We start from the raw sequence: 24,729 nt of genomic DNA, 5'->3' as shown, positions 1-24,729 counted from the left end.
TTGTTCTTTTATAAAATATTTTTTACAAACGAAATCATGGGAATAAACAACCAGAACATCACGATTAACAAGTCTACTACCACTAAAATTAATGAGGTAGATTTTAGCAATTTATCGTTTGGAGAAAACTTTACAGATCACATGTTTGAATGTGATTACATTGATGGAGAATGGAAAAATGCACAGATTAGACCTTATGGTCCTATCTCGTTAGACCCATCAGCTAAAGTGTTCCATTACGGTCAGGCTGTATTCGAAGGAATGAAAGCCTACAAATCGTTAGATAATGTCGTCTGGTTATTTAGACCTGAAGAAAACTTTAAAAGGTTAAACAAATCTTCTGAACGTTTGGCTATTCCAGAATTCCCTAAAGATTTATTTTTTGATGGAATGGAATTGTTGTTGAATGTAGATAAAGACTGGATTCAAACTACAGAAGGTAGTTCTATGTATATCCGTCCATTTATTATAGCAACAGAACCTGGAGTATCTGCCTCACCCGCAAAGAACTACAAATTTATGTTTATACTATCTCCTGCTCAGTCTTACTACAGTGGAGAAGTAAGTGTATTATTTGCTGATAAATTTAGTCGCTCTGCTAGCGGAGGTGTTGGTTTTGCGAAATGTGCTGGAAATTATGCTGGTCAGTTTTATCCTACAAAATTAGCCAATGATGCTGGTTATCAACAAGTGGTTTGGACTGATGCTAGTACCCATGAGAACTTAGAGGAAGCAGGAACTATGAATGTTTTCTTTAGAGTTGGTAATACTTTAATTACGGCTCCTACCTCTGATAGAATTCTAGATGGAATTACTCGTAAAAGTGTTATTGCTATTGCAGAAAAAGAAGGTATTAATGTAGAAGTTAGAGACGTTTCTGTTTACGAAATAGAAGAGGCTGCAAAAAACGGATCTTTAAAAGAAATGTTTGGTGCAGGGACAGCCGCAGTAATTAATCCTATTGTTAGTTTTAATTTTAAGGGTAATGACTACGATTTACCTAAGATAGAAAGCAGCTATGCTTCGTTATTTAAACGAGTAATTACAGATATACAAACAGGTAAAACGGAAGATTCTTTTGCTTGGAGATACCAAGTGAGGTCAATCTAAATAAGACATAGTTCATCAATCAAAGAGCCTTTTATAGGCTCTTTTTTTGTAAATTTGCATGACAAAACTATTTTAATGGACACTTTAGCTCAAGCAAAAGAAAATTTAGACAATAAAGGTTTTTTAGATATCGATATTAAAAACAACATTGATTACGTTGCAGAGATTCATCGATTAAAAAAAGAAAAGAATGCAGTTATTTTGGCTCATTACTACCAAGAAGAAGCCATTCAAGATATTGCAGATTTTGTAGGAGATAGTTTACAATTGGCTCAAGAAGCTGCTAAAACCAATGCCGATATTATCGTATTTGCAGGAGTCCATTTTATGGCCGAAACAGCCAAAATTTTAAATCCACAAAAAAAAGTTTTGTTGCCTGATCTAAAAGCAGGTTGTTCGTTGGCAGATTCTTGTCCTCCAGAAGACTTTAAAGCTTTTAAGGCAAAACACCCAGATCATAAAGTAGTAACCTATATTAATTGTTCTGCGGAAATAAAAACAATGAGTGATATCGTTTGTACTTCATCTAACGCTGTTAAAATCATCAACTCATTTCCTAAAGACGAAAAAATTATCTTTGCTCCAGATAAAAACTTGGGGGACTACCTAAACAAAGAAACAGGTAGAAATATGCTTTTATGGGATGGATCTTGTATGGTTCACGAAGCTTTTTCTATTGAAAAGTTATTAAATTTAGCTGCCGAGCACCCAGATGCAGAAATTATTGCACATCCAGAATCTCCATCTCACATATTAAAAACAGCAAGCTATATTGGCTCTACTGCGGGTTTATTAAAATACGCTAGAGAAAGTAAAAACAATAAATTTATTGTGGCTACAGAAGCCGGAATTTTACATGAGATGATTAAACAGGTTCCGAATAAGCATTTGATAGCAGCTCCTGCAGAAGAAGACAACACTTGTGCTTGTAGCGAGTGTTTTTATATGAGAATGAATACCTTAAAAAAATTATTCCTTTGTTTAGAACATGAGCTACCTGCGATTGAGGTAGATAAAAAACTTGCTGCAGATGCTTTGGTTCCTATCGAAAAAATGTTAGCACTATCTAAGTAATCTATATGATTAAAACAGATTTTTTAGTAATTGGTTCTGGTATCGCAGGACTTTCTTATGCTCTTAAGGTAGCTAATCATCATCAAGAAAGTACTGTTACGTTGGTTACCAAAGCTCAGAAAGAGGAAAGCAATACCAAGTACGCTCAAGGAGGAATTGCCACTGTTGTTAATACTGATATAGATTCCTTTGAACAACATGTAAAAGACACTTTGATTGCTGGAGACGGCTTATGTGATGAGCAAGTGGTGAGAATGGTCGTAGAGCAAGCTCCTAAGAGATTAGAAGAATTAATTCAGTGGGGAACTCAATTCGACAAAACTCATCAAGGAGCATATAGTTTAGGAAGAGAAGGAGGACATTCTCAAAATAGAATCCTACATCATAAAGACATCACAGGTTACGAGATTGCTAGAGCGCTACTTGCTGAGGTTGACAAAACTCCCAATATACAACTACTAGAAGATCATTTCACCATAGATTTCATTACAGATCATCATATTTTAAGAGCGCAAGGACATGAAAGAACTGTAACTCATAGAGACGAAATAACTTGTTATGGTGCTTATGTTTTAGATGAAAGAACCCAACAAATAAAAACAATTACCGCCAAAGTAACTTTATTGGCTGCGGGTGGTAGTGGACAAGTATATAGAACCACTACCAATCCTAAAATTGCAACAGGTGATGGTATTGCCATGGCTTACAGAGCTAAAGCTAAAATTACAGATGTTGAATTTATACAGTTTCATCCCACTGCATTATATCAAGAACCTGCGCAGTCTCCTGCTTTTTTAATTACCGAGGCAGTTAGAGGTGAGGGAGGTATTTTACGTAATATAAACGGTGATCGCTTTATGGAAAAGTACGATGCCCGTTTAGAATTGGCTCCAAGAGATGTGGTGGCCAGAGCTATTGATACCGAACTCAAAATTACTGGTGAAGAGCATATTTACCTAGATTGCACTCACATAGAACCTGAACATTTTATAAATCACTTTCCTAACATCACTGCAAAATGTAAATCATTAGGTATTGATGTTCACAAGGACTACATTCCCGTAACTCCAGCAGCGCATTACGTATGCGGAGGGGTTGAGGTATCTATCCACGGAGAAACATCTATAGAAAACCTATACGCTTGTGGAGAGTGTTCTAGAACAGGATTACACGGAGCAAACAGACTTGCTTCTAACTCATTGATTGAAGCTATTGTATACGCACACAACAGCTTTGCCCACGCTTCTAAAAAATTTGACAGTATTTCTTTTAGAGATGATATTCCTGACTGGGATGACACCAATACTTCCTTAAATCAAGAAAAGATATTAATTACTCATGATCGCAAGGATGTTCAAAAAATAATGAGTGATTATGTTGGTATAGTGAGATCTAATAACCGTTTACAAAGAGCTGCAAGCAGATTAGAAATTCTTTATCAGGAAAATAAAGAACTTTACAAAACCGCTAAACTATCCGTTCCTATCTGTGAGTTGAGAAACTTAATTACCAATGCATATCTCATCATCCAATCTTCTATGGATAGAAAAGAAAATCGAGGAGGATTTTTTAATAAAGATTTATCGTAGTTCTGGTCGAATTCTTGGCTATCAAATTTTCGTTACGTAGCTTTTTATAATTATGTGCAATGCTTAACGTTGTTTATTAGTTTTACTTTGTATAAACTCTGTTCTCTTGTTCTGCCACTCTTATAAAAGTGGTACGCTTTGTTAGCTCTTTTAATGTTGCTGCACCCACATAGGTACAAGTACTCCTAATTCCCCCTAGTATATCTTTTACGGTATAATCTACTTTTCCTTTGTACGGAACTTCTACTGTTTTTCCTTCACTAGCTCTATACTCTGCCACTCCTCCCACATGTTTTTCCATAGCGGTTGCAGAACTCATTCCGTAAAACTGTTTAAACTTTTTTCCTGATTTTTCTATGAGCTCTCCTCCACTTTCATCGTGACCCGCTAGCATTCCTCCCAACATTACAAAATCTGCTCCAGCACCAAAGGCCTTAGCGACATCTCCTGGCACGGCACAACCACCATCACTAATAATTTGTCCTCCCAAGCCATGTGCAGCATCGGCACATTCTATAATAGCCGATAATTGAGGATAACCAACTCCTGTTTTTACCCTAGTAGTACAGACAGAACCAGGTCCTATTCCTACTTTGATGATATCTGCTCCAGACAGTAACAATTCTTCTACCATTTCACCTGTTACTACGTTTCCAGCAATGATTACTTTATCGGGATACCAACTCCTAATTTTAGACACAAATGCTACAAAGTGCTCTGAGTAACCGTTAGCCACATCGATACATATAAATTTTAAGGTTGGATTTTCTTTGAGGATTATTGCCAATTTCTCAGCATCTCTATCCCCTGTACCACAACTAATAGCTAGGTAGTTTACTATGTCCGCAGGGGCAAATGATAAAAACTCTTTCCATTGGCTAACTGTATAGTGTTTGTGAATTGCTGTAAAAATATGATTTTGGCACAAAGATAAAGCCATTTCAAAAGTACCTACCGTGTCCATGTTAGCTGCCATAATGGGTACTCCTTCCCAAGTAGCAGTACTGTTTAAAAACTTGAAATTTCGCTTTAACTGAACCTGTGATCTGCTTTTTAAAGTAGAACGTTTGGGTCTAATCATTACATCTTTAAATCCTAGTTTGATATCATATTCAATTCTCATTATGCGAGCTGTTTGGTATTTATCTTAAAGTTAGTCATTGTTTAAAAGATTTTTTACCGCTAATCATCAATTATATTTATGACTTATCAACAACTTCTCATCAAACATGCCGTATAAGCTATTGTTGATTCATAAAAAAAGCCAAAGTGTAAATTACACTTTGGCTCTATCTATTTTATTTTTAGAAAGTTATTCTTCGTAAACTCCCATATTTGCGTACTTTTCAATGCGCTCATTAATCATTACATCTACGTCTTTTTGTTGTAGTTCTTTCAACAATTTAACGATGGTCTCTTTTACCGTAGCAAAAGTTGTTTCTCTATCAGAATGTGCTCCACCTAGTGGTTCTGGCACAACTCCATCAACTAAATTTAAAGCACTCATATCTTTAGAGGTTAATTTTAAAGAAGCTGCTGCTTTTTCTTTAAATTCCCAAGATCTCCATAGAATAGACGAACAGTTTTCCGGTGAAATTACAGAATACCAAGAGTTTTCCATCATCAGTACTTTGTCTCCTACACCAATACCTAAAGCTCCACCAGAAGCACCTTCTCCAATAATAATAGTGATGATTGGAGTTTTTAGCACACACATTTCAAAAATATTACGTGCAATTGCCTCTCCTTGTCCTCTTTCCTCAGCCTCTAAACCAGGATAAGCTCCAGGAGTATCTACAAAAGTTACTACAGGAATTCCAAATTTTTCTGCCATACGCATCAAACGTAAAGCTTTGCGATACCCTTCTGGATTGGCCATTCCAAAGTTTCTGTATTGACGCATTTTGGTATTAATCCCTTTCTGCTGTCCAATAAACATAAAACTCTGATTTCCTATTTTACCCAAACCACCAACAATGGCTTTATCATCTTTAACAGTTCTATCTCCATGTAATTCCATAAAGGTATCTCCCGCCAAAGCTTTGATATAATCTAGGGTATAAGGTCTATTAGGGTGTCTTGACAATTGTACTCTTTGCCAAGGGGTTAAATTCTCGTATATATCTTTTTTAAGGTTGATGATTTTATCTTCTATCTCCTTACAGGTATTGGTAACATCTACCTCACTCTCTTCTCCAATAATTGCACATTTTTGCAACTGTTCTTCTAGCTCTTTTATAGGCAATTCAAAGTCTAAATATTCCATCATTCTAAATTTTGGCTAATGACAAATATAGTAAGTTATTGCAACTTATGATTCTCTTTTATTTAATTTTTACTTAACATTAACCTACATCAAATTTATAGTTGACGCTAAAACTATTACCTTTACAACAATTCAATTTTAAGCCAATTTAATGGGACTATTTAATAAAAAAATTTCTTTATCTGAGTTGTATCCTAGCAACTATGTAGATATCCATTCTCATCTTTTACCAGGCATAGATGATGGGGCTAAAGACATAGAGGATGCTATTGATTTGATTGAAAAAATGAAAATTCATGGTATTAAAAACTTTAGAGTTACTCCCCACGTTTTAGGAGATGTTTGGGAGAACAGTTCTACCACTATTAAGGAAACAGAAGCTCTTCTAAAAAAGGAATTACGAGAGAGAAATTTAGAGGAAATAAATATACATGCAGCTGCTGAGTATATGATGGACCACAATTTTTCTAAACTTTTGGAAGAAGACGATATTTTACCTCTAAAAGACAAATATATATTGGTGGAAATGTCTTTTTTTAATCCTCCTTTTAATTTAGACGACATCTTGTTTCAGATACAGCTAAAAGGTTACATTCCCGTATTGGCACATCCCGAGCGTTATGCTTTTTACCATTCTAATTTTGATGCGTACAAAAAGTTAATTGATGCTGGGTGTTTGTTACAACTAAACATACTTTCTTTAACAGAACAGTATGGAGATAAAATAACCAAAACTGCACTTAAACTCTTAAAAGAAGGTTTGTATACGTTTGTAGGATCTGATACTCATCATAAAAGGCATTTAAAATTATCGGAAAAATTGGGTACTCAAAAAACTAAAAAGTTATTGACTCCGCTGTTTGAGAACAACATTAAAACATTTTCTTTTTAAACAAACAAGCCCATCTGAGTTAGATGGGCTTGTTGATTGTTATATAGAATTCTTAAGGTTGATGACCTCTTGAGAAGTTAAATTTCGGTAATGGCCTCTCGGCAAATCTTTTTTGGTTAATCCCGCAAAAATTACTCTATCTAGTTTTACCACTTTGTATCCAAAATGCGCAAATATTTTACGAACAATACGATTACGACCAGAATGTATTTCTATCCCTACTTCGTTCTTAGATTGTCCTTGTACATATGCCACGTCGTCTACCCAAACTTTTTTACCATCTATTTCGGGACTAGCTGCAATCTCTTGCAAATGCTTTAATGAAACTTTATTATCTAAAGTTGCGTGGTACAATTTTCTTTTATTGTGTTTAGGGTGTGTTAATTGTTTGGCTAATTCTCCGTCATTTGTAAATAACAGCAAACCTGTGGTATCTCTATCTAACCTACCTACTGGATAAATTCTTTCTTTACAAGCCTTATCTACAATATCCATTACTGTTTTTCTACCACGTTCGTCATCCATGGTAGTAATATAATTTTTGGGCTTGTTTAAAAGTACATATCTTTTGGTTTCTGGGTTGATTAACACATTGTCAAAACGTACTTCATCAGTAGGCTGTACTCTGTAACCCATTTCCGTAACCACTTTACCATTTACGGTTGCACTACCCGTTTCTATATACAAATCTGCATCTCTTCTAGAACAGATACCTGCATTAGAAATGTATTTATTTAAACGAATTCCTGATGGAGTGGTTGCATTGCTTTTTTGAGGAACCTTTTTTGTAGTCTCACCAGATTTACTAGTTCCTTCTGGTTTTTTAGCTACATTTTTTTGCGAAGATTTAAACTTGCTAAAAGATTGTGCTGTTTTACCTTTTTGTCGTCCTCTCGACGAGTTCTTTTTTGTGTTCATTATTTTTATTTTGGTCTACAAAAATACAAAACAATAAAGAATATAGAACTATATTTTAACGTGATTTAACAATCTGATTAACAGCACAGAAGTATCAACCAGCATTAGACTAAAAACTCCTACCACTAGCAATGCTTTTATTACGTTGTGTAACCATAAATAATGTTTTTCTCTTTTTGCTTTTATCAGAAAAAACAAAAATACTGGACCTAAAGGAATAAAGCTGTAAAAATAATACTTCATATAGCCTATTTCTGGAAAAGTGAATAGATATAAAGTGGGAATCGTCATCAAAAACATTAGTATCATAAAAAACACCTTTACCCTATAAGCTCCATATTTAGTAACTAAAGTCTCTCTATTATTTAAAATAGCTCCTCTTACTCTCCTAAAATCTTTAATGATTTCTTTAGATATTATCAAGCCAAACAAAAACACTCCGTGTGTTAAAATTAGGGTTGACACGTGGTTGTAATAAACAAAAATCACAAAAAAAGGAAGCACATCTAAAATGGAAACTGCTATTATTTTAACTACTGGATATTTCTTTAGCTTGTGAGAATACAACCATATTAAAAAAATATAAATCGCAAAAAATAGTGCTGCTTTCCAAGAAATTAATAGCCCGAGAGCAAAGGCAATGAAGTTGAGAGTGAAGTACACTTGTAGCTTAGTTTTTTTACTAACCCAATTACCCATTTGTGTTTTTAACGGTTTATTAATCATATCGATTGACAAATCGTAAAAATCGTTGATGATGTATCCCGAAGACACTACGCATATAGTGGCTAAAACCACTAGATGTAGGTGAACATCGCAAAAAACTTGCTTTAGAGAAGTATCTACCGCAAAAACAAATATAGCAGCTAAGTATTGTGCGATGGATAACAGTATTACATTATATCCTCGTACTACAGAAAACAACCCTAAAATTTTATGCTTTTTTGTTGCCTTACTAGTCATATGATTGAGGTACTCATTAAAATCTGTACACCAATTCTAAATCATGTCCTATTAAAGACTTTTTTGCTTTTTCAAAATCAGGAGCAAATCCTAAAATATATCCTCCACCGCCAGATCCGCACAATTTTAAATAGTAATCGTTGGAATCAATTCCTTTTTTCCACAAAGCATGGAATTTAGCAGGAATCATAGGTTTAAAATTGTCTAGTACAATCTTAGATAGTTTTTTTACGTTTCCAAACAATGACTTTACTTCCCCGTGTAAAAAATTTTCTACACAAGCATCGGTATAGGTAACGAATTCATTACTTAACATTTTACGGAAACCTTCATTCTTCATTTTTTCCATAAAGATGTTGACCATCGGTTCAGTTTCTCCAATCATTTTAGAATCTAATAAAAATACTGCCCCTTTACCATTTTGCTGATAAGGAATCCCAACAGATTCTACATCGTTTTTAGATTGTATTAGAATAGGAAGACTCAAATAACTGTTAAGCGGATCTAATCCTGAACTAGTCCCGTGGAAATAAGACTCCATTAATCCAAAAATGGACTTTAGTTTTAATAGCTTGTCTTTCGTTAAATTTTCTAAGACTGTAATTTTATCTTGAGCATATTTATCATAAATAGCGGCTACTATAGCTCCTGAACTTCCCACACCATATCCTTGAGGTATGCTCGAGTCAAAATACATCCCTTGGTCTATGTCTTGTTTGAGCTGATTTAAGTTAAAGGTTACCAATTCGGATTTTAACCCCTTTAAATACTGATAGTATTCCAACAAATAACCATTAGACTTTAACGCTTTGCCTTCTAATATTTTTGCTTGTTTAAAAGCTCCTTTGTAGGAATTATAGGGTATTGCTAAACCTTTGGAATCTTTGATAATTCCGTATTCTCCAAACAATAAAATTTTTGCGTAAAACAAAGGTCCTTTCATAACTCGCTAATTATGGGGTAAATATAGGTATTAAATATGATTAGATTCTAATAATTTAGCTCCCATCCCCACCTCATCGTGTATATACTCACCATTTTTACAGTAAACTGATAGTTTTTCTTTGATGAATAATTGAACAGTTTCTTTTTCAGCTTTTGGATACAACAAATGAACATTGGCTCCAGCATCTAAAGTAAAACATAATTTACTACCAGTATTTTTTCGGTACTCCCACACTTTATTGATTACCTCCAAAGTATTTGGTTTCATCAGAATAAAATATGGATTACTGGTCATCATCATAGCATGCAAGGTGAGTGCCTCACTTTCTACCAAAGCAATAAATCCATCTGTATCTCCTTTAGCAAAAACCTCTTTAATTTTAGATATATTTTCTTGAGCCTGTGCAAAACGTTGAGATGCAAATGGATGTCCATGCATTAGATTATGACCTACCGTGCTACTTACTTGTTTCTCTCCTTTATCTACTAACAAAATAGTATCTTGATAATTTTTAAAAACAGGAGCTACTTTGTCTTCAAACGCTACTCCATATAAGTCCGAACTACCTTCAATCTCATTATGTACTCCCCAAACAACCATTTCTCCTTTCACACTTCTGCAAGCACTCCCCGAACCTAATCTTGCTAACAATGATGCTTTTAAGTAAAATTCTTCTTTGGATAAATCAGGATTTAACTCTTTTTCAATGCTCATCAAGCACATGGCAATAGCACTCATACCACTTGCCGAAGAAGCGATTCCACTACTGTGCGGAAAAGAATTTTTAGATTCAATAACAAATTGATAATCCTTTAAAAAAGGTACATAGCCAACAATTCTCTCAAAAAAAGTTTGAATTTTTGGTTTAAAAACTTCGTTCTTTTTTCCTTCGAAAATTACTTCAAAATCAAATATTTCATTTTTTACGTCTTTCTTTTTATAAGTAAGTGTAGTAACTGTGTTGCAGTTAGATAATGTAAAACTAATAGAAGTATTTTCTGGGAGTTGCGGATTTCTTTTACCCCAGTACTTTACCAAAGCAATATTACTAGGAGTTTGCCAAGTTATTTTACCTGACTCTTTTGTTGTATGCAACGATTTTGGAATAAACATTGGCTCCATAATGATGTTCTCTGTTTTGAGCAAATATAACCTTAAGTTGTCTATCTTTAAAATTTACGGAAGTCCTATTCTTATTTTAAGTAGCGAACAGTTATTTTTGTTCCCATGAGAAAAATAAAACTAATATGGGATTTTAGAGGTCCTACAGGTTTGGGGACGGCCAAACATCATTGCATACATTTAAGAGAGTTTGCAGAGACTGAAAAGCTGATGTTTCATGAGGTAAATCATACCGAGGTAAACGATATGTGGGCTACTGCATTTATTGTTGTTGATGAAACTGACATGAAAACCTTTAGAGATGCCTTAAAACCTCACAGAGGTGAAGTTGCTTAAATGAGAAAGAAGTTTAATCTAAAAAAATAAAACTTCAATGATGCTGAGTTTGCTTTAGAGCTATTTTTCAATTAATTATGTATAACACCAGATTAAACACTTTATATTGAATCATAAGGCCTGATTGTTTTAAAATCTTATTTGATGTGAGTTCGACTTGAAAGAAACATTTTTATTCAAACTAGTTTACACAAGATTTTTATACTACAAATTATGTTTTTGTTTCAAAGATTGACTTTCTCGATACAGTTTTCTATCAAAAACTACTCGAAATGACAACTTTGAAACCTTGTAGTAGGTATATCGAACTTACGTTATTTGGGAGGTCATCCTCAAAAGTGAATTAATACTTTTATGTCTGTCCGTAAAATTATTCTCTTTATCAATTGTACTTTTATCTTTTAAGCTAACCTTTAAACAATGTACAAAGTCTTTGTAAGTTGGAGTCTACAAACTCTTATTTATTATGAACAGTCATTATAAATATTTAGCCTAACTACATACTTTATATAGCAATACTGAACTTGGATTTTTACAATCCGTAATTGGAATAATCATCAAAAAAAATATAACAGCAGTTTTAAAGACAGTTTTACCTATTACCTACTATGGCCTCACTTACGACCCAACCTCCGGTCCATGCATTTTGAAAATTGAAACCACCAGTAACAGCATCGATATTTAAAATTTCTCCTGCAAAAAATAAGTTTTGATGTAATTTACTTTCGAATCTCTTAAAGTTTATTTCTTTTAATTTTACACCACCCGCAGTTACAAACTCATCCTTAAAAGTACTTTTCCCTTGGGCATGAAAAATGGTGTTGGTTAGTTTTTCTGATAATAATTCTACTTTTTTATTAGATATATCTGCCCATTTGGTTTGTCCATTTATATCGCATACCTCTAAAAACCTTGACCATAAGCGCTTACTAATCGTTTCAAAAGGACTTTTTTTATCTATTATAGATTTGGCATCGTTTCTTTTACAATTAAACAACACCTCTGTAGCTTGTTGAGGATGGCAACTTAACCAATTTACCTTTACTTGATACTGATAATCTTTTTCTGCCAATTTTAAAGCTCCAAAAGCCGACAACTTTAAAACAGCAGGTCCGCTAGTTCCCCAATGGGTAATTAGCAGAGGTCCTGTACTTTTTAGCTTGGTATCTTTTATAGAAACTTCCACGTTTTGAACTGAAACACCAGGAAGGTCTATCAATAATGGATCTTTGATATTAAACGTAAATAAAGAAGGCACTGGGGCCACGACCTGATGTCCCAACGTAGATAACAAATTCCAAACAGGTTTGCTACTTCCTGCAGTTACTACTAATTTATCACAGGTATATTCTCCTTGATTGGTTTCTATATTCCAAATATCATCTACCTTAGAAAAAGTTTTGACTCCTTCCGACTTTCTTAATTCTATTCCTAAATTTTGAGCCATCGATAAAAAACAATCAATAATAGATTGAGAGGTGTTAGATTGAGGGAAAATTCTGTTATCGCTTTCTATTTTTAAAGGAACTCCTCTTTGTTCAAACCATTCCATAGTATCACCTGTCATAAACTGATGAAAAGGCCCCAACAGTTCTCTCTTACCTCTAGGATAAAACTCTGTTAATTCTTTGGGGTCAAAACAAGCATGAGTTACATTACAACGTCCTCCGCCAGATATCTTAACTTTTTGGAGTACTTCTTTTCCTTTTTCTAAAATACAAATAGATAGCTCTCTGTTTTTTTCTTTGGTATTAATCGCTGTAAAAAAACCTGCAGCCCCACCTCCAATAACGAGTACGTTGTAATGTTTTATCATAAGTTACAAAGATACAATCTCTTGGTAAGCTTCTAATAAAGTTGGAAAAACTTTTACGGCTCCGTTAGCTAGTAGTTCTTCCTCCGTGTATTGTGTTAACATTCCTACAGCTACCATTCCTGTCTGTGCGGCTGCTTTAATTCCTGTTAAACTGTCTTCAAAAATAATAGTTTCAGGAAAATCCTCTTCTTTAATTCCTAAAGTAGCTGCCAAGGTTAAGTAAGGAATTGGACTTGGTTTTGGCTCACTAAATTGGTCCACTCCCATACATACTGTAAAGCCTATGCCCGTTTCTTTTACAGAATTTTTAACAAAGCTTGTAGGTGCATTGCTTGCTATTCCGTGCGGAATATCTTTTTCTGTTAAATACGCTTCTAAATCAAAAGCACCAGGTAACAAATCTGGAGGAGTCGTTACGACTGTTTGTTTTAAATGTTCTTCCTTTAATTTTTCCAATTCACTCCCTTTTGATTTATCTCCCCCAAAAGTTGCATAATATTCTGCAATAACTGCTGGAGCTTTCCCTGCGTGAGTTGCATGGGGAAACGGACAAATTTCTTTATCAAAAATTTGTCTAAAAGAAGTTGACCAAGCTGCCCCGTGAGTTTTTACACTATTTACAACAACTCCATCAAAATCAAACAACACGGCTTTTGGGTAAGGTAATTTTTTCATATTCTTTAACTTTTTTTAAAACAACATCATCAAAACGGCTATTATATAGCTTTTGACGAATACGACTTTACTTGTAAACTAAAATACCCTGAAATAGTTTCAGGGTATTTATTATTTTGTGAAAATTTTCGTTAAATATCCGTTCAAAAATTTATTTGTCGGATCCATTTTTTCTCTCAGCTCCTTAAATTCATTCCATTTAGGATACAATTTGGCTAGTTCGTCATGTTTAGCTTTAAATCGCTTACCCCAGTGAGGTTTTCCTCCGTATTTCAAGAATACTTCTTCTACTTTTTCAAAAGCTTCATAGTCATCTGCTACAGGAGAGTTTCTACACACACAACCCACAGTAACCATATCTTCATCTGATGCGTAGCTTAACCAGGCATCATCTTTATGAATAAAACGAACATCCATTGGGACATGTACGTAGGCATTGTTGTTTTTATCGTCTAGCACCTCTTTTAAATCCTTAAACAAGTCTTTAAATTTTGAGTAAGCAACTGTCCATTCTGCCAATTCCATCGTTGCTCCTCTAGACTTTGTAACGGTAGCGTCGTACAAACTACCTGCGTGTTCTTTTTTGGGAGTGAAAAACAATCTGTGTAAAATTTTATTTGCCGTAGCTGTAAATCTTGGATTTTTATGGGTGTATTGATATAAAAACTTAGAGGTTTTACGTCTGTGTTTTATATAACCTGGGGCATCTTTCTTTTTAAATTTAAAATCTTTATCTACTTTGGTTCCTAAAATTACGTATCCATGATTGGTATGTGGCAACCATAAGATTCTCACAAAATCATACGTCTTTAAGTAGTCATCTAAATTCCCTACCCATGTATCATCTTTCATCGATTGCTCTTTTAGATGCAAAATGTAATTCTCTTCACATTTAAAAGTAATTTCAGAAAACATTCCTAACACTCCTAAAGATACTCTTATAGCATCTGTTTCAAAGTCAGCATCTGTGTATTCTTTAATAGAACCATCTGCCAAAACCATTCTAAACTTAGAAACATACTTAGATAAAATAAATCCACTGGTTCCATGAGTTGCTGTAGCCAACGCACCTCCAATAGTTATTTTATCAATATCTGGCAAACAAGGGATACACCAACCAGCGGATTGAATTACATTAATCGTTTCTTCTAGAGTTGCTCCGGCTTGTACTGTAACTTCTTTAGTCTCTTGATTTACCTTGACAACTTTGTTGTAATTTGTTACATCTACTAAAACACTAGTTCCTGCACTGATATCCGAAGAAGAATACCTGTTTCCAAATACTCTTACCGAATCATTATTGGCAATAGCATTCACCAAGTCTTGTTCTGTTTTTACTTCAATAAGCTCAGCATAAGAATGTTTTACATTTTCATTCCAACTAATCCACTCTTTTTTATTTTCTACAATTTGATTCAAAATAGATTTTGTTTTGATTTTTGTTTATATAATAGGTCGCTAATTATTTAATATCTTTTCAATATTAGGTTTGAAATAATGAGGCCCTTTTAATACTTTTCCATCTTCTCGGTAAATAGGTTCTCCGTCTTCTCCTAATTTACTCATGTTACTTCTTTGAATTTCGTTAAAAACTTCTTCAATTTTATCTTGCATTCCATGCTCAATAATGGTTCCGCATAAAATGTAAAGCATATCTCCGAGCGCATCTGCCACCTCTATCAAATCTCCATTCTCTGCGGCCTCTAAATATTCTTTGTTTTCTTCGTCCATTAAATTATAACGCAACTTAATTTTATCTTCTCCTATAGCAGCAATAGGTGTGTTTTTATAGCCTAATTTGTATGCAGTATGAAATTCTTGAACCGCTTTGATTTTATTCTTCATTTGTTTCTTAATTTTGCTAAAAAATTACCCATATGTTTTCGACTGGACAAATATATTTTGCAATCTTTTTTGTTGTCGCTTTCACCTCAGCAATGATTTGGAGCTATAGAAAAGATTTAAAACTTCATAAAATACATTACAAACATACCGCAATCAAGGTGCTTCTAAGTGGTATCATTGTTACTGTTGGTTTTATTCTAATTAGGATTGCTTTAAAATAAGTTAGATTTCAATCAAATCATCTAATTTTTCATGGTCTATTACTGTGAACCCATCTTCATCAAAAAAATAAGAATCTCCAAACTTATGGTTGACCTTTAGATTACTGAAGTCGTATGAGTGTAATTGATACAATGTTTGGTTAAATGCCTCTTCGTGATATTTGAAAAGTATATAAATTTCCACTTCTAGTTCTTGTAATTCTTCATTGGTATATTTTGCTAAAGGACTTTCTTTATCAATTTTATGCACCACCGTCCACATGGTGGGTAAATACATAATTTTATTTCTTTGTAGAGACAACTGATAGAACATCCTGTTAAATTCACCTAGTTCGTTCTTTTCCGTGATATTAATTACCGCATTTAACTCCGGCTCTATCATTAAATTAGTTCTGTTGTTCATTACTCTAAACATGATAGCTCTTCCCTCTTCAAATTCTCTTACCAGAATGTTTTTTGAAAATTGAATTTTTGCTTTGGGTTTTGAAAATCGACCGTAGAGTAAACCCGTAATGAAAGAAAAAGACATTAATCCTATTAGAGCCTCTAGTGAAGACAATATTCCTGCTACAATTCCTTTGGGAGCAATAACTCCGTAACCAACAGTTGTAATCGTTTGCGCACTAAAGAAAAAGAGTCTGGTGAAATCTTCTAAAACGCTTCCTGTTGAATTTCTAAATTGCTGGATTCCTACTGACAAATATAAAATTGCAAAAAGCATATTAATCAGTACATACCCTAGTAATACGTAGGCAAAAAACCTTAACCAGCCTATATTGATTAAGTAGGTGTATAAATCGTCAATTGTTTTTTTTCTGTGAACGTGTTTCACATTGGATTGCCCATTGACAATAATACGTTGTGCTTTCGAATTGGATTTGTATCCAATTCCAGGATCTTTTAAAATTTTTGCCATCTGTTTGTAAAATAAAAAAACAGCCTTGAAAACTCAAGACTGTCGTTTGTTTAATTTAACCAGCTGTATTTAAAACTGCATGCTTTGTGATCGCCATTTAGTTTTATGTATGTATCTTTTATTTTGATTTTATACCATTTCTCTAAAGTTTCTTGCTGCTTTTTTTGGAGTGCTAATTGCTGTATTTTAACGTAGTCTTTTGACAGGTCTGCCTCGTGTGCATCAATCCTTTTGGTTACTTTAATGATTTTATACATTTTTTCACCGTCTCTGGTTTCTTCGTAATAAACATCTGTAATGCTGTTTTCGGCTAGCTTGTCTACTTTAGCAAACAATTTAGGATCCATTTTATTCAGTTCAAACTTTGCATCACTGGTATAGGGATTTACTAGCTTTCCTTTGTTTAAGTTGGTTGCCTTATCATCAGAGTATTTTACTACGGCATCATTAAAAGTAATATTGCCAGCAATAATTTCTGCTCTAACAGATTCTAATTTTTCTTTAGCAGCATCTAGCCTTGCTTGTTCTATTTTAGGCTGCATTAATATGTGCCTAACATCTCTTTGTTGCCCTTTTACTTTTTCTACCTGTAAAATGTGATATCCGAACTGGGACTTAAAAGGTTCTGACACTTCACCTTCTTCTAAACTAAAAGCAGCTTCTTTAAATTCTTTAACAAACTGGCTTTGTCTAGTAATGGTATACTGTCCTCCGTTCTGTGCTACTCCAGGATCTTCGGAATACAGAATAGCCTTTAATCGCATGCTATATCCGTTCTCTATATCTTTTTTAATTTCGTTAAGCTTGTCTAAAGTTTCTTTAACCGATTCTTTTGCAGGGACAGCTTTTATGGTAATTTGTGAAAGTTCCACTTCTATTCCAAAGTTTGGCAAATCTCCTTTTTGCTTTAAGTCATTGTAAAAGAAACGAACTTCTTCTGGAGTAACCACCACATCTTTTACAACGTTTTGTCTTTCTCTTTGAATTAGGGTATTTTCTTTTTCAATTCTTTTTAATTCGTTGGTTAAATCTTCCAAGTCATCAAATCCATATAAAGAAACTACTTTATTCATATCTCCCACTTGAGATTTAAAGTGATCTAATGTTCTTTGCACTCCAGAGTCAACCTCAGCATCAGAAACCAACACACTATCTATTACTGCATGATGCGCTAATAATTTTTGAGTCATAATGTCTTCCATGATTTGGCACTCATCAAACTCTGCTTTTCCTTCTGATCTATTTTTTATTTCTTCTTTGTACTTTACAATATCAGAATCTAAAATAATTTTGTCCCCAACCACAGCTGCAACACCATCTAACTTAATTTTTTCTTGTGCAGTAACTGCTATTACACTCAATAGCATTGCATATAATAAATGGCATCTTTTAATAAACCTCATATTTGTTTTGTTTTACAGCATCATTAATCAAAATTTGTTCCATTTGATTAAAGAACTCTATCTTGTTTTTATGTAATAATATATTTTTAATTGTTGGCTTTACATAATCCACAGGAGCTATGTCGTTTTTTCGTAAAACCTCTTTGTTTAAAATATAGTATACACTTCTATCTACTCCTTGTTTTTCTATTACCCTATTTACTTTTGATAAATCTGTGTTAGTTAAAACCGGAAAATCTGGTTTTTGGGTATACACATCTTTTAAGGACACCCAAACAGAGTCGTTAAAATAATAATCTTGATATCCTGAGTAATCACTTAAAATAGTTTGTTTGTCGTCAATACTATCGGTTTCAAACAATTTTTTTATGCTTCGTCTCTTTCTATTTCTTTTATCTACGTGTATATATTTGAACTTTAGTAAGGTTTCGTTTAGCTTAAAACTACTTTTGTTCTGTTGGTAAAAGCTATCTATTTCCTCTTCAAAAACCAGTGTATCTAACTTTTTGTTAACCAAGGCATTTTTATAATAGGAAACGTATAACTCTTCTTTATATTTATTAACTAGTCTGTCTAATTCATCTGTTTTGTCTAGATTGATGAGCGCATTTCTGTACAACAATTTTTGCCTAGACCAGTTTTGAATATACTCTTGAGTTACTTTTAAACTATCAACAATAGTCGTTGTTTTTGGTAAATTGTTTTTTAACTCATCTTTGGTTAAAACATAATCATAAACCTTAGCCACTATATCTTCTTTTGAGGTGCTTTTAGGAGCGCAACTTACCAGTAGTATAATCATTAAAGCGATGGATTGAACCCTCATTATTGGTAGGTCTTTTTAAGCTTCTTAATCACTCCTTTGTTCTTTTTTATTTTACTGTGAGCTCTTAAGCTTGCTAACCATTCTTTTTGAATTTTTTCTTGATAATCACTTTCAACATAACCTTTCACATCTTCAAATGCAGCTCCTTTATCTAAGTATTTCGCTTTGTTAGCTTCATAAAAATCCTTTACTTTTTGAGGTTCTTTTGCAGGTACATCCCAAACATTATTTTTCATCAACTCAAAAATAACCAACCCTTTTTTATAGGTCGCTAAAGTTTCTTTAAACTCGTCACTTTCATCTTCTAAATGCTCAGTAACGTATTCTTTTAATTTTACTTTTTTGTAAACTTTAAAAAGATCTAAAGGTTTTTTGGTTCTTTTGTTATAGATAAAGTCTGCAAAATCAGACTGCAAATATCTTTCGCTGTTAATACTTAGTATGGTGCTATTTAAACTATCAATAGCTATTTCATAAGGATTTTCAACTTCAAAAGCTTTTAATGCCTCCTGATAAGTAATCACGATATGTTTTTGTTCTATTTTATCAAAAGCAGCTTCCTCAATGATCAATTTTCTTTGGTCTCTCATGATCTTTTTCTTCAACTCATCTTTCATATCCTCGAAATTTTGAATTGAATCTTTTCCAAAGTATTTAATAATATGCCAACCATATTGTGTTGTAAATGGCTTTGAATAGGAATTAGGAGTTTCTAAAGAAAATGCAACTTTTTCAAATTCTTGTGGCAAAGTTCCTTTTGAGAAAGGGTTCAGTAAACCTCCCTTTCTAGAACTCCCTTTATCTTCTGAAAACTTTTTAGCCAAGCTATCAAACTTACCTCCATCTTTTAACTTTCGGTAAATTGTATCTATTTTACTTTTCTTTTCTTCACCCAAACCAGTAACCATAATATGTGCTACTTTAATTTTTGGTCCTGTCTTAGATTTTTCTTCCACTTTAATTAAATGATATCCAAAACGTGTTTTAACAATATCCGAGACTTGCCCCACTTCCGTTTGATAAGCTGCCGTTTCAAAAGGATAAACCATTTTAAAAGCATTAAAGTAACCTAACTCGCCTTTATTTGTTTTGGCACTTTGATCATCGGAGTACTTAACTGCCAATTCTCCAAAATCGGCACCCTCTTTCAATTGTTTTTGTATGTCTAAAATCTTTTTGTAAGCCTTGATTGTGTCTCCCTCCTGAGCAGCAACTAAAATGTGGCTAGCTTTAATTTGATTGACTGTTCTATTGTAAGCCTCCTTTAATAACTTTTCTAGAGCTTCTTCATCTTTAAGATAAGAGCTTGCTATGTTTCTTTTGTAAGACTCATATTCCTTTTGCAATGATTCAAGGGTGTCTATTTTTTTAAAATCCGCTTCTCTCAACTTTAATTTGTAGTCAATCATCAACTCCAAGTTGGTGTCAAAGTCGTTGGTAGTAAGAGAAGCTCTATCCGTTTTAAACAATTTATTAAACTCCGAAACATAGGTTGGAGCCTTGTCTATTTTAAACAAAACTTTGTCTTTTTGAGCCCATATCGTTAAATGAGCAAACACAATTAAAAACAGTAAAATATATTTTTTCATGGTATATGGTTATAATGATATTAATCCTTCTATTTTTTCTACAGAATGATAATGTTTAATTACTTCGTCAGAATTTTTAACTTTTAATAAAATAGAAACACTTACATATTTTCCGGTTTTTGAGGCTTTTTTGGAAATTTTTGTGTTGACTTTAGCGAAAATCTCTTCTACTTCACCTACTTGATTTTTGGTAGTTGGTACAATGAACTTGTATAAGTATTCCGAAGGAAAATTAGTATTCTCATCTAATTTTACTTTTAAATCTCTATAAAATATTTCTTTTTTTGTCATTTTATCAAGCTGAATAATGTATCAGGCTACAAAACTATAATTATTTCTTATTTTTACTTCTTCGTACCAACTTATTTTTAATATATGCCTCAAAAAATAGTGCTAACAGGAGCACCCGGAACTGGAAAGTCAACTGTTTTAAAATTGTTACAGCGCAAGGGTTACTTTTGTTTAGAAGAAATTTCTAGAGAAATTATTAAAGAAGCTGAAAAAATGGGGTCTAAAAAACTGTTTATGTCTCAACCTATCCTTTTTAGCAAGGTAGTTTTGGGGAAGAGAATTATACAGTACCAGCAAGCTAGCAACAGCAAGCAATCTCACTGTTTTTTTGATAGAGGAATTCCCGATATTACAGCTTACTTAAACAACAATAGAATAGCGTACGAGGAAACTTTTAAACAGGCTACCAAAAAACACACCTATAATACTGTTTTTATTTTCCCTCCGTGGAAAAAGATTTATACCACCGATAGCGAACGTTTCGAGACTTTTGAGGAAGCTGAACAAATCCATTTGGCTATTGTAGAGGAATACCAAAAAACACATCAAAACATTATTATCGTTCCTTTTGGAACTCCAAAAGAACGATTGGGTTTTATTTTAAAAAAATGTTATGCATAATACTGTAAATCTTAAAGAAACGCTTCGTAAATATTGGGGACACGCTTCTTTTAGACCTTTACAGCTAAACATTATTAACGATGTAATTAATAACAAAGACACGCTGGCTGTTTTACCTACTGGTGGTGGTAAGTCTATTTGCTATCAGCTGCCTGCACTTATAAAACCAGGCACTTGTCTGGTTATTTCTCCTCTATTGGCATTAATCAACGACCAGATAGAGAATTTAAAACAAAAAAATATTAAAGCCGTTACCATTCCTAGCGGTAGTCGTACAGAGGATGTAGTTCGAATTTTTGATAATATTAGTATCAAAAAAATAAAATTATTATACCTATCGCCAGAAAGGTTATCGCAGCCCTTAATTCAAGAAAAAATAAAACAACTAGACATTTCTTTTATTGCTGTTGATGAGGCTCATTGTATATCTCAATGGGGACACGATTTTAGACCTGCTTACCTAAAAATTCAGTTATTAAGAACCTTATTACCCAATAAAAACATTGTTGCCCTAACCGCTACCGCCACCTGTAAAACACAAGAGCAGATTGTGAATTTACTTCACTTTAAAAAAGATTATCAAAAGCATATCGATTCTTTTAACAGACCCAACTTGGCCTACCAGGTTTTTGTGACTCCAAACAAGATAGATTTACTTTATAAAATGTTACAAAAGCTAAAAGCACCAACTATTATTTATTTGCAGAATAGACTAGCGGTTCAGGAACTAAGCAACAGATTGTGTATTAAAGGGTATCGCAGCACCTACTACCACGCTGGTTTAAACAAAAACACCAAACAAAAACATTTGAATCTTTGGTACACCGAAGAGAAAAATATTATGGTAGCCACTAATGCGTTTGGTATGGGAATAGATAAAAATAACGTAAGGCTGGTCATCCATTTAGAAATCCCCAATCACTTAGAAAACTATTTGCAAGAAGCTGGGAGAGCCGGGAGAGATCAAAAGAAATCTTTTTCGTGTGTTATTTTATCTAAAAGCGATTACATAAAGTACGAGGCAAAAAACAAAAGTATAATTGATACCAATATGGTGATTGATGTTTACCAAAAATTAAATCAACATTTTCAGATAGCATTAGGGGAGAAACCAGAAGAAGAATTTGACTTTGATATTGATGTTTTTTGTAATAAATACAAACTTAGCATTAACAGTACCGAGAAAATCTTGCGAAGGCTAGATAACTACGATGTGATTTTATTTAAAGAACAACCAAAAGATGCTTGCTCCCTAAAATTAATCGCAACCCAACACCAGATCATACAATTTACACATCAGCAAACAGAATATAGCACACTGATAAGCTACATACTTAGAAATTATGCGGGAATTTTTGATATTGAAAAAAGATTAAATATCGATAAAATCTCATCAGCCATTCAAATGAGCACTGCAGAGATTAGCAAAAAACTAGCTTATTTAAACCAAATAGCTCTAGCAAATTTTAAACCTAATACTCATCACCACAGTATTCAGTTCTTAGTCCCCAGAGAGGATAAAAAGACCATCAACCCCATCAAAAAAGAATTGAATCTGTTATGCGATATTGACGAGGAGAAACACCGTAAAAACTTAAACTACTTTTTAAACGAAAAAATTTGTAGAAATACGTTTATCCTAAATTACTTTGATCAAAAAGAGAAAGATAACTGTGGTATTTGCGATATTTGTGTTACCAATAAAAAAATTAAGGATATAGATACGTTATATCAGTACACATTAAAAGTCATTAATAGCAAACCTCACACGTTTAACGAATTATTAACTGCTTTAAAAATTAACTCTTCATCTTTAAAAAGAATTTTACAACACCTTTTAAGCGAAGAAAAAATTATTCATCAACAACAATTTTTTAAAATAAATGAGTAAACTAAGAATTGTATTTATGGGAACTCCAGACTTTGCAGTAACCATATTAGATAAAGTTTTACAAAATAAATATAACGTAGTAGGAGTTATTACCGCTCCAGATAAACAAGCAGGTAGAGGTAGAAAAATACAACAATCTGCTATAAAAAAATATGCTACAGAAAAAGGGTTGAAAGTTTTACAGCCCAGCAATTTAAAATCTCCTGACTTTCAAGCAGAGCTTGAAGCTCTTGAACCTAACCTACAAATTGTAGTTGCTTTTAGAATGCTCCCAAAATCTGTTTGGAGTTTGCCTCAATTTGGTACGTTTAACTTACACGCATCTCTTTTACCAGATTACAGAGGAGCTGCTCCCATAAATTGGGCTATTATTAACGGTGAAACCCAAACGGGTACTTCTACTTTCTTTTTAGATGATAAGATTGATACTGGAGAAATTATTCTTCAGAACAAAGTTGATATTGGAAAAAGCGAAACAGTTGGTGAACTACACGATAAATTAATGCACGCTGGAAGTGACTTGGTACTTGAAACTTTAGAATTGATAGAAACAGGAAACGTGAAAACCCAGAAACAAGCTGCTCACAGTGACAAGTTAGCCTACAAAATACACACTGATACTTGCAGAATAGATTGGAATCAACGTTCTGAAACAATTTTTAATCACATTAGAGGCTTAAACCCTTATCCTGCTGCATGGACAACGTTATTTAATAATCACGAAGAAATCACGGTAAAACTTTATGATTGTGAGATGATTCATGAAACTCATCAATTAAAACCTGGAAGCATTGTTACGGATAAAAAAACCATTAAAATTGCTACGAAAGACGGATATATTAAGGTAAATAAGCTAAAACTAGCTGGTAAAAAGCTAATGGACAGTGTTAGTTTATTAAACGGCTACTCGTTTGACACCCACGCAAACGTACAGTAAACGCTAACACTGTTAATAAAGCAATATTTAACACGTTTCTTTATTAACAAAATAAAAAAGTTATTAACATTCTATTGCTTTTAAGTCCTAGAGAGTTGCATAAGCTATTATTACTTATATATTTGTTTAACAAATAAACTTATATAACTTAATAATAGTAATTATGAACAAATCAGATTTAATTGATGCTATCGCTGCTGATGCAGGAATTTCTAAAACTGCTGCTAAGGCTGCATTAGAATCAGTAACTAACAATGTAACTTCTACTTTAAAAGAAGGAGGAAAAGTTTCTTTAATCGGATGGGGTACTTGGTCTGTATCTAAAAGACCAGCTCGTGAAGGAAGAAACCCTCAAACAGGAGCTACTATCCAAATTGCTGAGAAAAACATCGTTAAGTTTAAGCCAGGTGCAGGTTTATCAGATGCAGTAAACTAATAAAGAATATTTATTCTATTTAAAAACCCCTTTTATCAAGGGGTTT

At 33.4% G+C, this 24,729-nt stretch carries 24 protein-coding genes; 9 read left to right on the top strand and 15 right to left on the bottom strand.

Annotated elements, in window-relative coordinates; translation table 11 throughout:
• The first annotated feature begins 36 nt into the window (after nt 1-36).
• The 3 genes from ACXGQW_RS08590 (at nt 37) to nadB (ending at nt 3,773) form a co-directional block, all read left to right on the top strand.
• A complete protein-coding gene (locus ACXGQW_RS08590) occupies nt 37-1,110 on the top strand; it encodes a branched-chain amino acid aminotransferase (RefSeq protein WP_457821969.1) in 1,074 nt (357 codons plus the stop codon).
• A gap of 75 nt (nt 1,111-1,185) precedes the next feature.
• Nucleotides 1,186-2,184 (top strand): quinolinate synthase NadA, encoded by a 999-nt coding sequence (gene nadA / locus ACXGQW_RS08585; protein ID WP_457821967.1) that lies wholly within the window; start codon nt 1,186-1,188, stop codon nt 2,182-2,184.
• A gap of 5 nt (nt 2,185-2,189) precedes the next feature.
• Nucleotides 2,190-3,773, top strand: coding sequence for an L-aspartate oxidase (gene nadB, locus ACXGQW_RS08580; RefSeq protein ID WP_457821965.1), 1,584 nt, complete (start codon nt 2,190-2,192; stop codon nt 3,771-3,773).
• Nucleotides 3,774-3,855: 82 nt separating this feature from the next.
• Here nadB and ACXGQW_RS08575 read toward each other — a convergent pair whose 3' ends face one another.
• Nucleotides 3,856-4,896 carry a GMP reductase gene (locus tag ACXGQW_RS08575; RefSeq protein WP_457821964.1) on the bottom strand — a complete coding sequence of 347 codons (1,041 nt, stop codon included), beginning with the start codon at nt 4,894-4,896 and terminating at the stop codon, nt 3,856-3,858.
• Nucleotides 4,897-5,085: 189 nt separating this feature from the next.
• Nucleotides 5,086-6,039 (bottom strand): acetyl-CoA carboxylase carboxyltransferase subunit alpha, encoded by a 954-nt coding sequence (locus tag ACXGQW_RS08570; RefSeq protein ID WP_457821962.1) that lies wholly within the window; start codon nt 6,037-6,039, stop codon nt 5,086-5,088.
• Between the two features lie 151 nt (nt 6,040-6,190).
• On the opposite strand from ACXGQW_RS08570, the gene ACXGQW_RS08565 reads away from it, so the two are divergent.
• Nucleotides 6,191-6,931 carry a tyrosine-protein phosphatase gene (locus ACXGQW_RS08565; RefSeq protein WP_457821961.1) on the top strand — a complete coding sequence of 247 codons (741 nt, stop codon included), beginning with the start codon at nt 6,191-6,193 and terminating at the stop codon, nt 6,929-6,931.
• Nucleotides 6,932-6,970: 39 nt separating this feature from the next.
• On the opposite strand, the gene ACXGQW_RS08560 is transcribed toward ACXGQW_RS08565, so the two are convergent.
• The 4 genes from ACXGQW_RS08560 to ACXGQW_RS08545 are packed head-to-tail and all read right to left on the bottom strand — an operon-like array spanning nt 6,971 to nt 10,880.
• Nucleotides 6,971-7,849: a pseudouridine synthase gene (locus ACXGQW_RS08560; RefSeq protein WP_457821959.1), complete on the bottom strand. Its 879-nt coding sequence runs from the start codon at nt 7,847-7,849 to the stop codon at nt 6,971-6,973.
• A 48-nt stretch (nt 7,850-7,897) separates the two neighbouring features.
• Entirely contained in the window at nt 7,898-8,812 is a 915-nt protein-coding gene (locus ACXGQW_RS08555) for a geranylgeranylglycerol-phosphate geranylgeranyltransferase (protein WP_457821957.1), read from the bottom strand.
• A 16-nt stretch (nt 8,813-8,828) separates the two neighbouring features.
• Nucleotides 8,829-9,755, bottom strand: coding sequence for a GHMP family kinase ATP-binding protein (locus ACXGQW_RS08550; protein ID WP_457821955.1), 927 nt, complete (start codon nt 9,753-9,755; stop codon nt 8,829-8,831).
• Nucleotides 9,756-9,785: 30 nt separating this feature from the next.
• Nucleotides 9,786-10,880 carry a diphosphomevalonate/mevalonate 3,5-bisphosphate decarboxylase family protein gene (locus tag ACXGQW_RS08545; RefSeq protein WP_457821954.1) on the bottom strand — a complete coding sequence of 365 codons (1,095 nt, stop codon included), beginning with the start codon at nt 10,878-10,880 and terminating at the stop codon, nt 9,786-9,788.
• 105 nt (nt 10,881-10,985) lie between these two features.
• Here ACXGQW_RS08545 and ACXGQW_RS08540 point away from each other — a divergent pair, with 105 nt between their 5' ends.
• The gene (locus ACXGQW_RS08540) at nt 10,986-11,216 is read left to right on the top strand and encodes a hypothetical protein (protein ID WP_457821952.1); all 231 of its coding nucleotides are present in this window, start codon (nt 10,986-10,988) and stop codon (nt 11,214-11,216) included.
• A gap of 592 nt (nt 11,217-11,808) precedes the next feature.
• Here the strand turns inward: ACXGQW_RS08540 and ACXGQW_RS08535 are convergent.
• The 9 genes from ACXGQW_RS08535 to ACXGQW_RS08495 form a co-directional block, all read right to left on the bottom strand.
• Nucleotides 11,809-13,032, bottom strand: coding sequence for an NAD(P)/FAD-dependent oxidoreductase (locus ACXGQW_RS08535; protein ID WP_457821950.1), 1,224 nt, complete (start codon nt 13,030-13,032; stop codon nt 11,809-11,811).
• Between the two features lie 3 nt (nt 13,033-13,035).
• Entirely contained in the window at nt 13,036-13,707 is a 672-nt protein-coding gene (locus ACXGQW_RS08530) for an HAD family hydrolase (protein ID WP_457821948.1), read from the bottom strand.
• A gap of 111 nt (nt 13,708-13,818) precedes the next feature.
• Nucleotides 13,819-15,126 (bottom strand): D-arabinono-1,4-lactone oxidase, encoded by a 1,308-nt coding sequence (locus ACXGQW_RS08525; protein ID WP_457821946.1) that lies wholly within the window; start codon nt 15,124-15,126, stop codon nt 13,819-13,821.
• A gap of 39 nt (nt 15,127-15,165) precedes the next feature.
• Nucleotides 15,166-15,552, bottom strand: coding sequence for a pyrophosphohydrolase domain-containing protein (locus ACXGQW_RS08520; RefSeq protein ID WP_457821945.1), 387 nt, complete (start codon nt 15,550-15,552; stop codon nt 15,166-15,168).
• Nucleotides 15,553-15,774: 222 nt separating this feature from the next.
• Nucleotides 15,775-16,689: an ion channel gene (locus ACXGQW_RS08515; RefSeq protein WP_457821943.1), complete on the bottom strand. Its 915-nt coding sequence runs from the start codon at nt 16,687-16,689 to the stop codon at nt 15,775-15,777.
• Between the two features lie 50 nt (nt 16,690-16,739).
• Complete coding sequence (locus ACXGQW_RS08510) at nt 16,740-18,092, bottom strand: peptidylprolyl isomerase (RefSeq protein WP_457821941.1); 1,353 nt, start codon at nt 18,090-18,092, stop codon at nt 16,740-16,742.
• Entirely contained in the window at nt 18,079-18,918 is an 840-nt protein-coding gene (locus tag ACXGQW_RS08505) for a hypothetical protein (protein WP_457821939.1), read from the bottom strand. The genes ACXGQW_RS08510 and ACXGQW_RS08505 overlap by 14 nt, the downstream gene beginning before the upstream one ends.
• Nucleotides 18,918-20,507 (bottom strand): peptidylprolyl isomerase, encoded by a 1,590-nt coding sequence (locus ACXGQW_RS08500; protein WP_457821937.1) that lies wholly within the window; start codon nt 20,505-20,507, stop codon nt 18,918-18,920. The genes ACXGQW_RS08505 and ACXGQW_RS08500 overlap by 1 nt, the downstream gene beginning before the upstream one ends.
• Before the next feature lie 9 nt (nt 20,508-20,516).
• Entirely contained in the window at nt 20,517-20,798 is a 282-nt protein-coding gene (locus ACXGQW_RS08495) for a DUF493 family protein (RefSeq protein WP_457821935.1), read from the bottom strand.
• A gap of 84 nt (nt 20,799-20,882) precedes the next feature.
• On the opposite strand from ACXGQW_RS08495, the gene ACXGQW_RS08490 reads away from it, so the two are divergent.
• The 4 genes from ACXGQW_RS08490 to ACXGQW_RS08475 all read left to right on the top strand — a co-directional run bounded on the left by ACXGQW_RS08490 (nt 20,883) and on the right by ACXGQW_RS08475 (nt 24,683).
• Complete coding sequence (locus ACXGQW_RS08490; RefSeq protein ID WP_457821933.1) at nt 20,883-21,419, top strand: AAA family ATPase; 537 nt, start codon at nt 20,883-20,885, stop codon at nt 21,417-21,419.
• On the top strand, nt 21,412-23,310 hold the full coding sequence (locus tag ACXGQW_RS08485) for a RecQ family ATP-dependent DNA helicase (RefSeq protein WP_457821931.1): 1,899 nt from the start codon (nt 21,412-21,414) through the stop codon (nt 23,308-23,310). Before ACXGQW_RS08490 ends, ACXGQW_RS08485 begins: the two co-directional genes overlap by 8 nt.
• On the top strand, nt 23,303-24,247 hold the full coding sequence (fmt, locus tag ACXGQW_RS08480) for a methionyl-tRNA formyltransferase (protein ID WP_457821930.1): 945 nt from the start codon (nt 23,303-23,305) through the stop codon (nt 24,245-24,247). The genes ACXGQW_RS08485 and fmt overlap by 8 nt, the downstream gene beginning before the upstream one ends.
• A 163-nt stretch (nt 24,248-24,410) precedes the next feature.
• Entirely contained in the window at nt 24,411-24,683 is a 273-nt protein-coding gene (locus tag ACXGQW_RS08475; protein WP_457821928.1) for an HU family DNA-binding protein, read from the top strand.
• Nucleotides 24,684-24,729: the final 46 nt, after the last annotated feature.

Source organism: Wenyingzhuangia sp. IMCC45533, from assembly GCF_054111225.1.
Note: the sequence above shows the minus strand (reverse complement) of the source record. Positions and strands in the feature narration are given on the sequence as shown.

Excerpts from the sequence above, each read along its gene's own strand:
- nadB (WP_457821965.1), top strand. The coding sequence starts at position 2,190 with ATGATTAAAACAGATTTTTTAGTAATTGGTTCTGGTATCGCAGGACTT.
- ACXGQW_RS08555 (WP_457821957.1), bottom strand. The coding sequence starts at position 8,812 with ATGACTAGTAAGGCAACAAAAAAGCATAAAATTTTAGGGTTGTTTTCT.
- ACXGQW_RS08490 (WP_457821933.1), top strand. The coding sequence starts at position 20,883 with ATGCCTCAAAAAATAGTGCTAACAGGAGCACCCGGAACTGGAAAGTCA.
- ACXGQW_RS08550 (WP_457821955.1), bottom strand. The coding sequence starts at position 9,755 with ATGAAAGGACCTTTGTTTTACGCAAAAATTTTATTGTTTGGAGAATAC.
- ACXGQW_RS08575 (WP_457821964.1), bottom strand. The coding sequence starts at position 4,896 with ATGAGAATTGAATATGATATCAAACTAGGATTTAAAGATGTAATGATT.
- ACXGQW_RS08545 (WP_457821954.1), bottom strand. The coding sequence starts at position 10,880 with ATGGAGCCAATGTTTATTCCAAAATCGTTGCATACAACAAAAGAGTCA.
- ACXGQW_RS08560 (WP_457821959.1), bottom strand. The coding sequence starts at position 7,849 with ATGAACACAAAAAAGAACTCGTCGAGAGGACGACAAAAAGGTAAAACA.
- ACXGQW_RS08565 (WP_457821961.1), top strand. The coding sequence starts at position 6,191 with ATGGGACTATTTAATAAAAAAATTTCTTTATCTGAGTTGTATCCTAGC.
- ACXGQW_RS08475 (WP_457821928.1), top strand. The coding sequence starts at position 24,411 with ATGAACAAATCAGATTTAATTGATGCTATCGCTGCTGATGCAGGAATT.
- ACXGQW_RS08530 (WP_457821948.1), bottom strand. The coding sequence starts at position 13,707 with ATGAAAAAATTACCTTACCCAAAAGCCGTGTTGTTTGATTTTGATGGA.
- nadA (WP_457821967.1), top strand. The coding sequence starts at position 1,186 with ATGGACACTTTAGCTCAAGCAAAAGAAAATTTAGACAATAAAGGTTTT.
- ACXGQW_RS08495 (WP_457821935.1), bottom strand. The coding sequence starts at position 20,798 with ATGACAAAAAAAGAAATATTTTATAGAGATTTAAAAGTAAAATTAGAT.
- ACXGQW_RS08500 (WP_457821937.1), bottom strand. The coding sequence starts at position 20,507 with ATGAAAAAATATATTTTACTGTTTTTAATTGTGTTTGCTCATTTAACG.
- ACXGQW_RS08515 (WP_457821943.1), bottom strand. The coding sequence starts at position 16,689 with ATGGCAAAAATTTTAAAAGATCCTGGAATTGGATACAAATCCAATTCG.
- ACXGQW_RS08510 (WP_457821941.1), bottom strand. The coding sequence starts at position 18,092 with ATGAGGTTTATTAAAAGATGCCATTTATTATATGCAATGCTATTGAGT.
- ACXGQW_RS08505 (WP_457821939.1), bottom strand. The coding sequence starts at position 18,918 with ATGAGGGTTCAATCCATCGCTTTAATGATTATACTACTGGTAAGTTGC.
- ACXGQW_RS08485 (WP_457821931.1), top strand. The coding sequence starts at position 21,412 with ATGCATAATACTGTAAATCTTAAAGAAACGCTTCGTAAATATTGGGGA.
- ACXGQW_RS08535 (WP_457821950.1), bottom strand. The coding sequence starts at position 13,032 with ATGATAAAACATTACAACGTACTCGTTATTGGAGGTGGGGCTGCAGGT.
- ACXGQW_RS08520 (WP_457821945.1), bottom strand. The coding sequence starts at position 15,552 with ATGAAGAATAAAATCAAAGCGGTTCAAGAATTTCATACTGCATACAAA.
- ACXGQW_RS08570 (WP_457821962.1), bottom strand. The coding sequence starts at position 6,039 with ATGGAATATTTAGACTTTGAATTGCCTATAAAAGAGCTAGAAGAACAG.
- ACXGQW_RS08590 (WP_457821969.1), top strand. The coding sequence starts at position 37 with ATGGGAATAAACAACCAGAACATCACGATTAACAAGTCTACTACCACT.
- fmt (WP_457821930.1), top strand. The coding sequence starts at position 23,303 with ATGAGTAAACTAAGAATTGTATTTATGGGAACTCCAGACTTTGCAGTA.
- ACXGQW_RS08540 (WP_457821952.1), top strand. The coding sequence starts at position 10,986 with ATGAGAAAAATAAAACTAATATGGGATTTTAGAGGTCCTACAGGTTTG.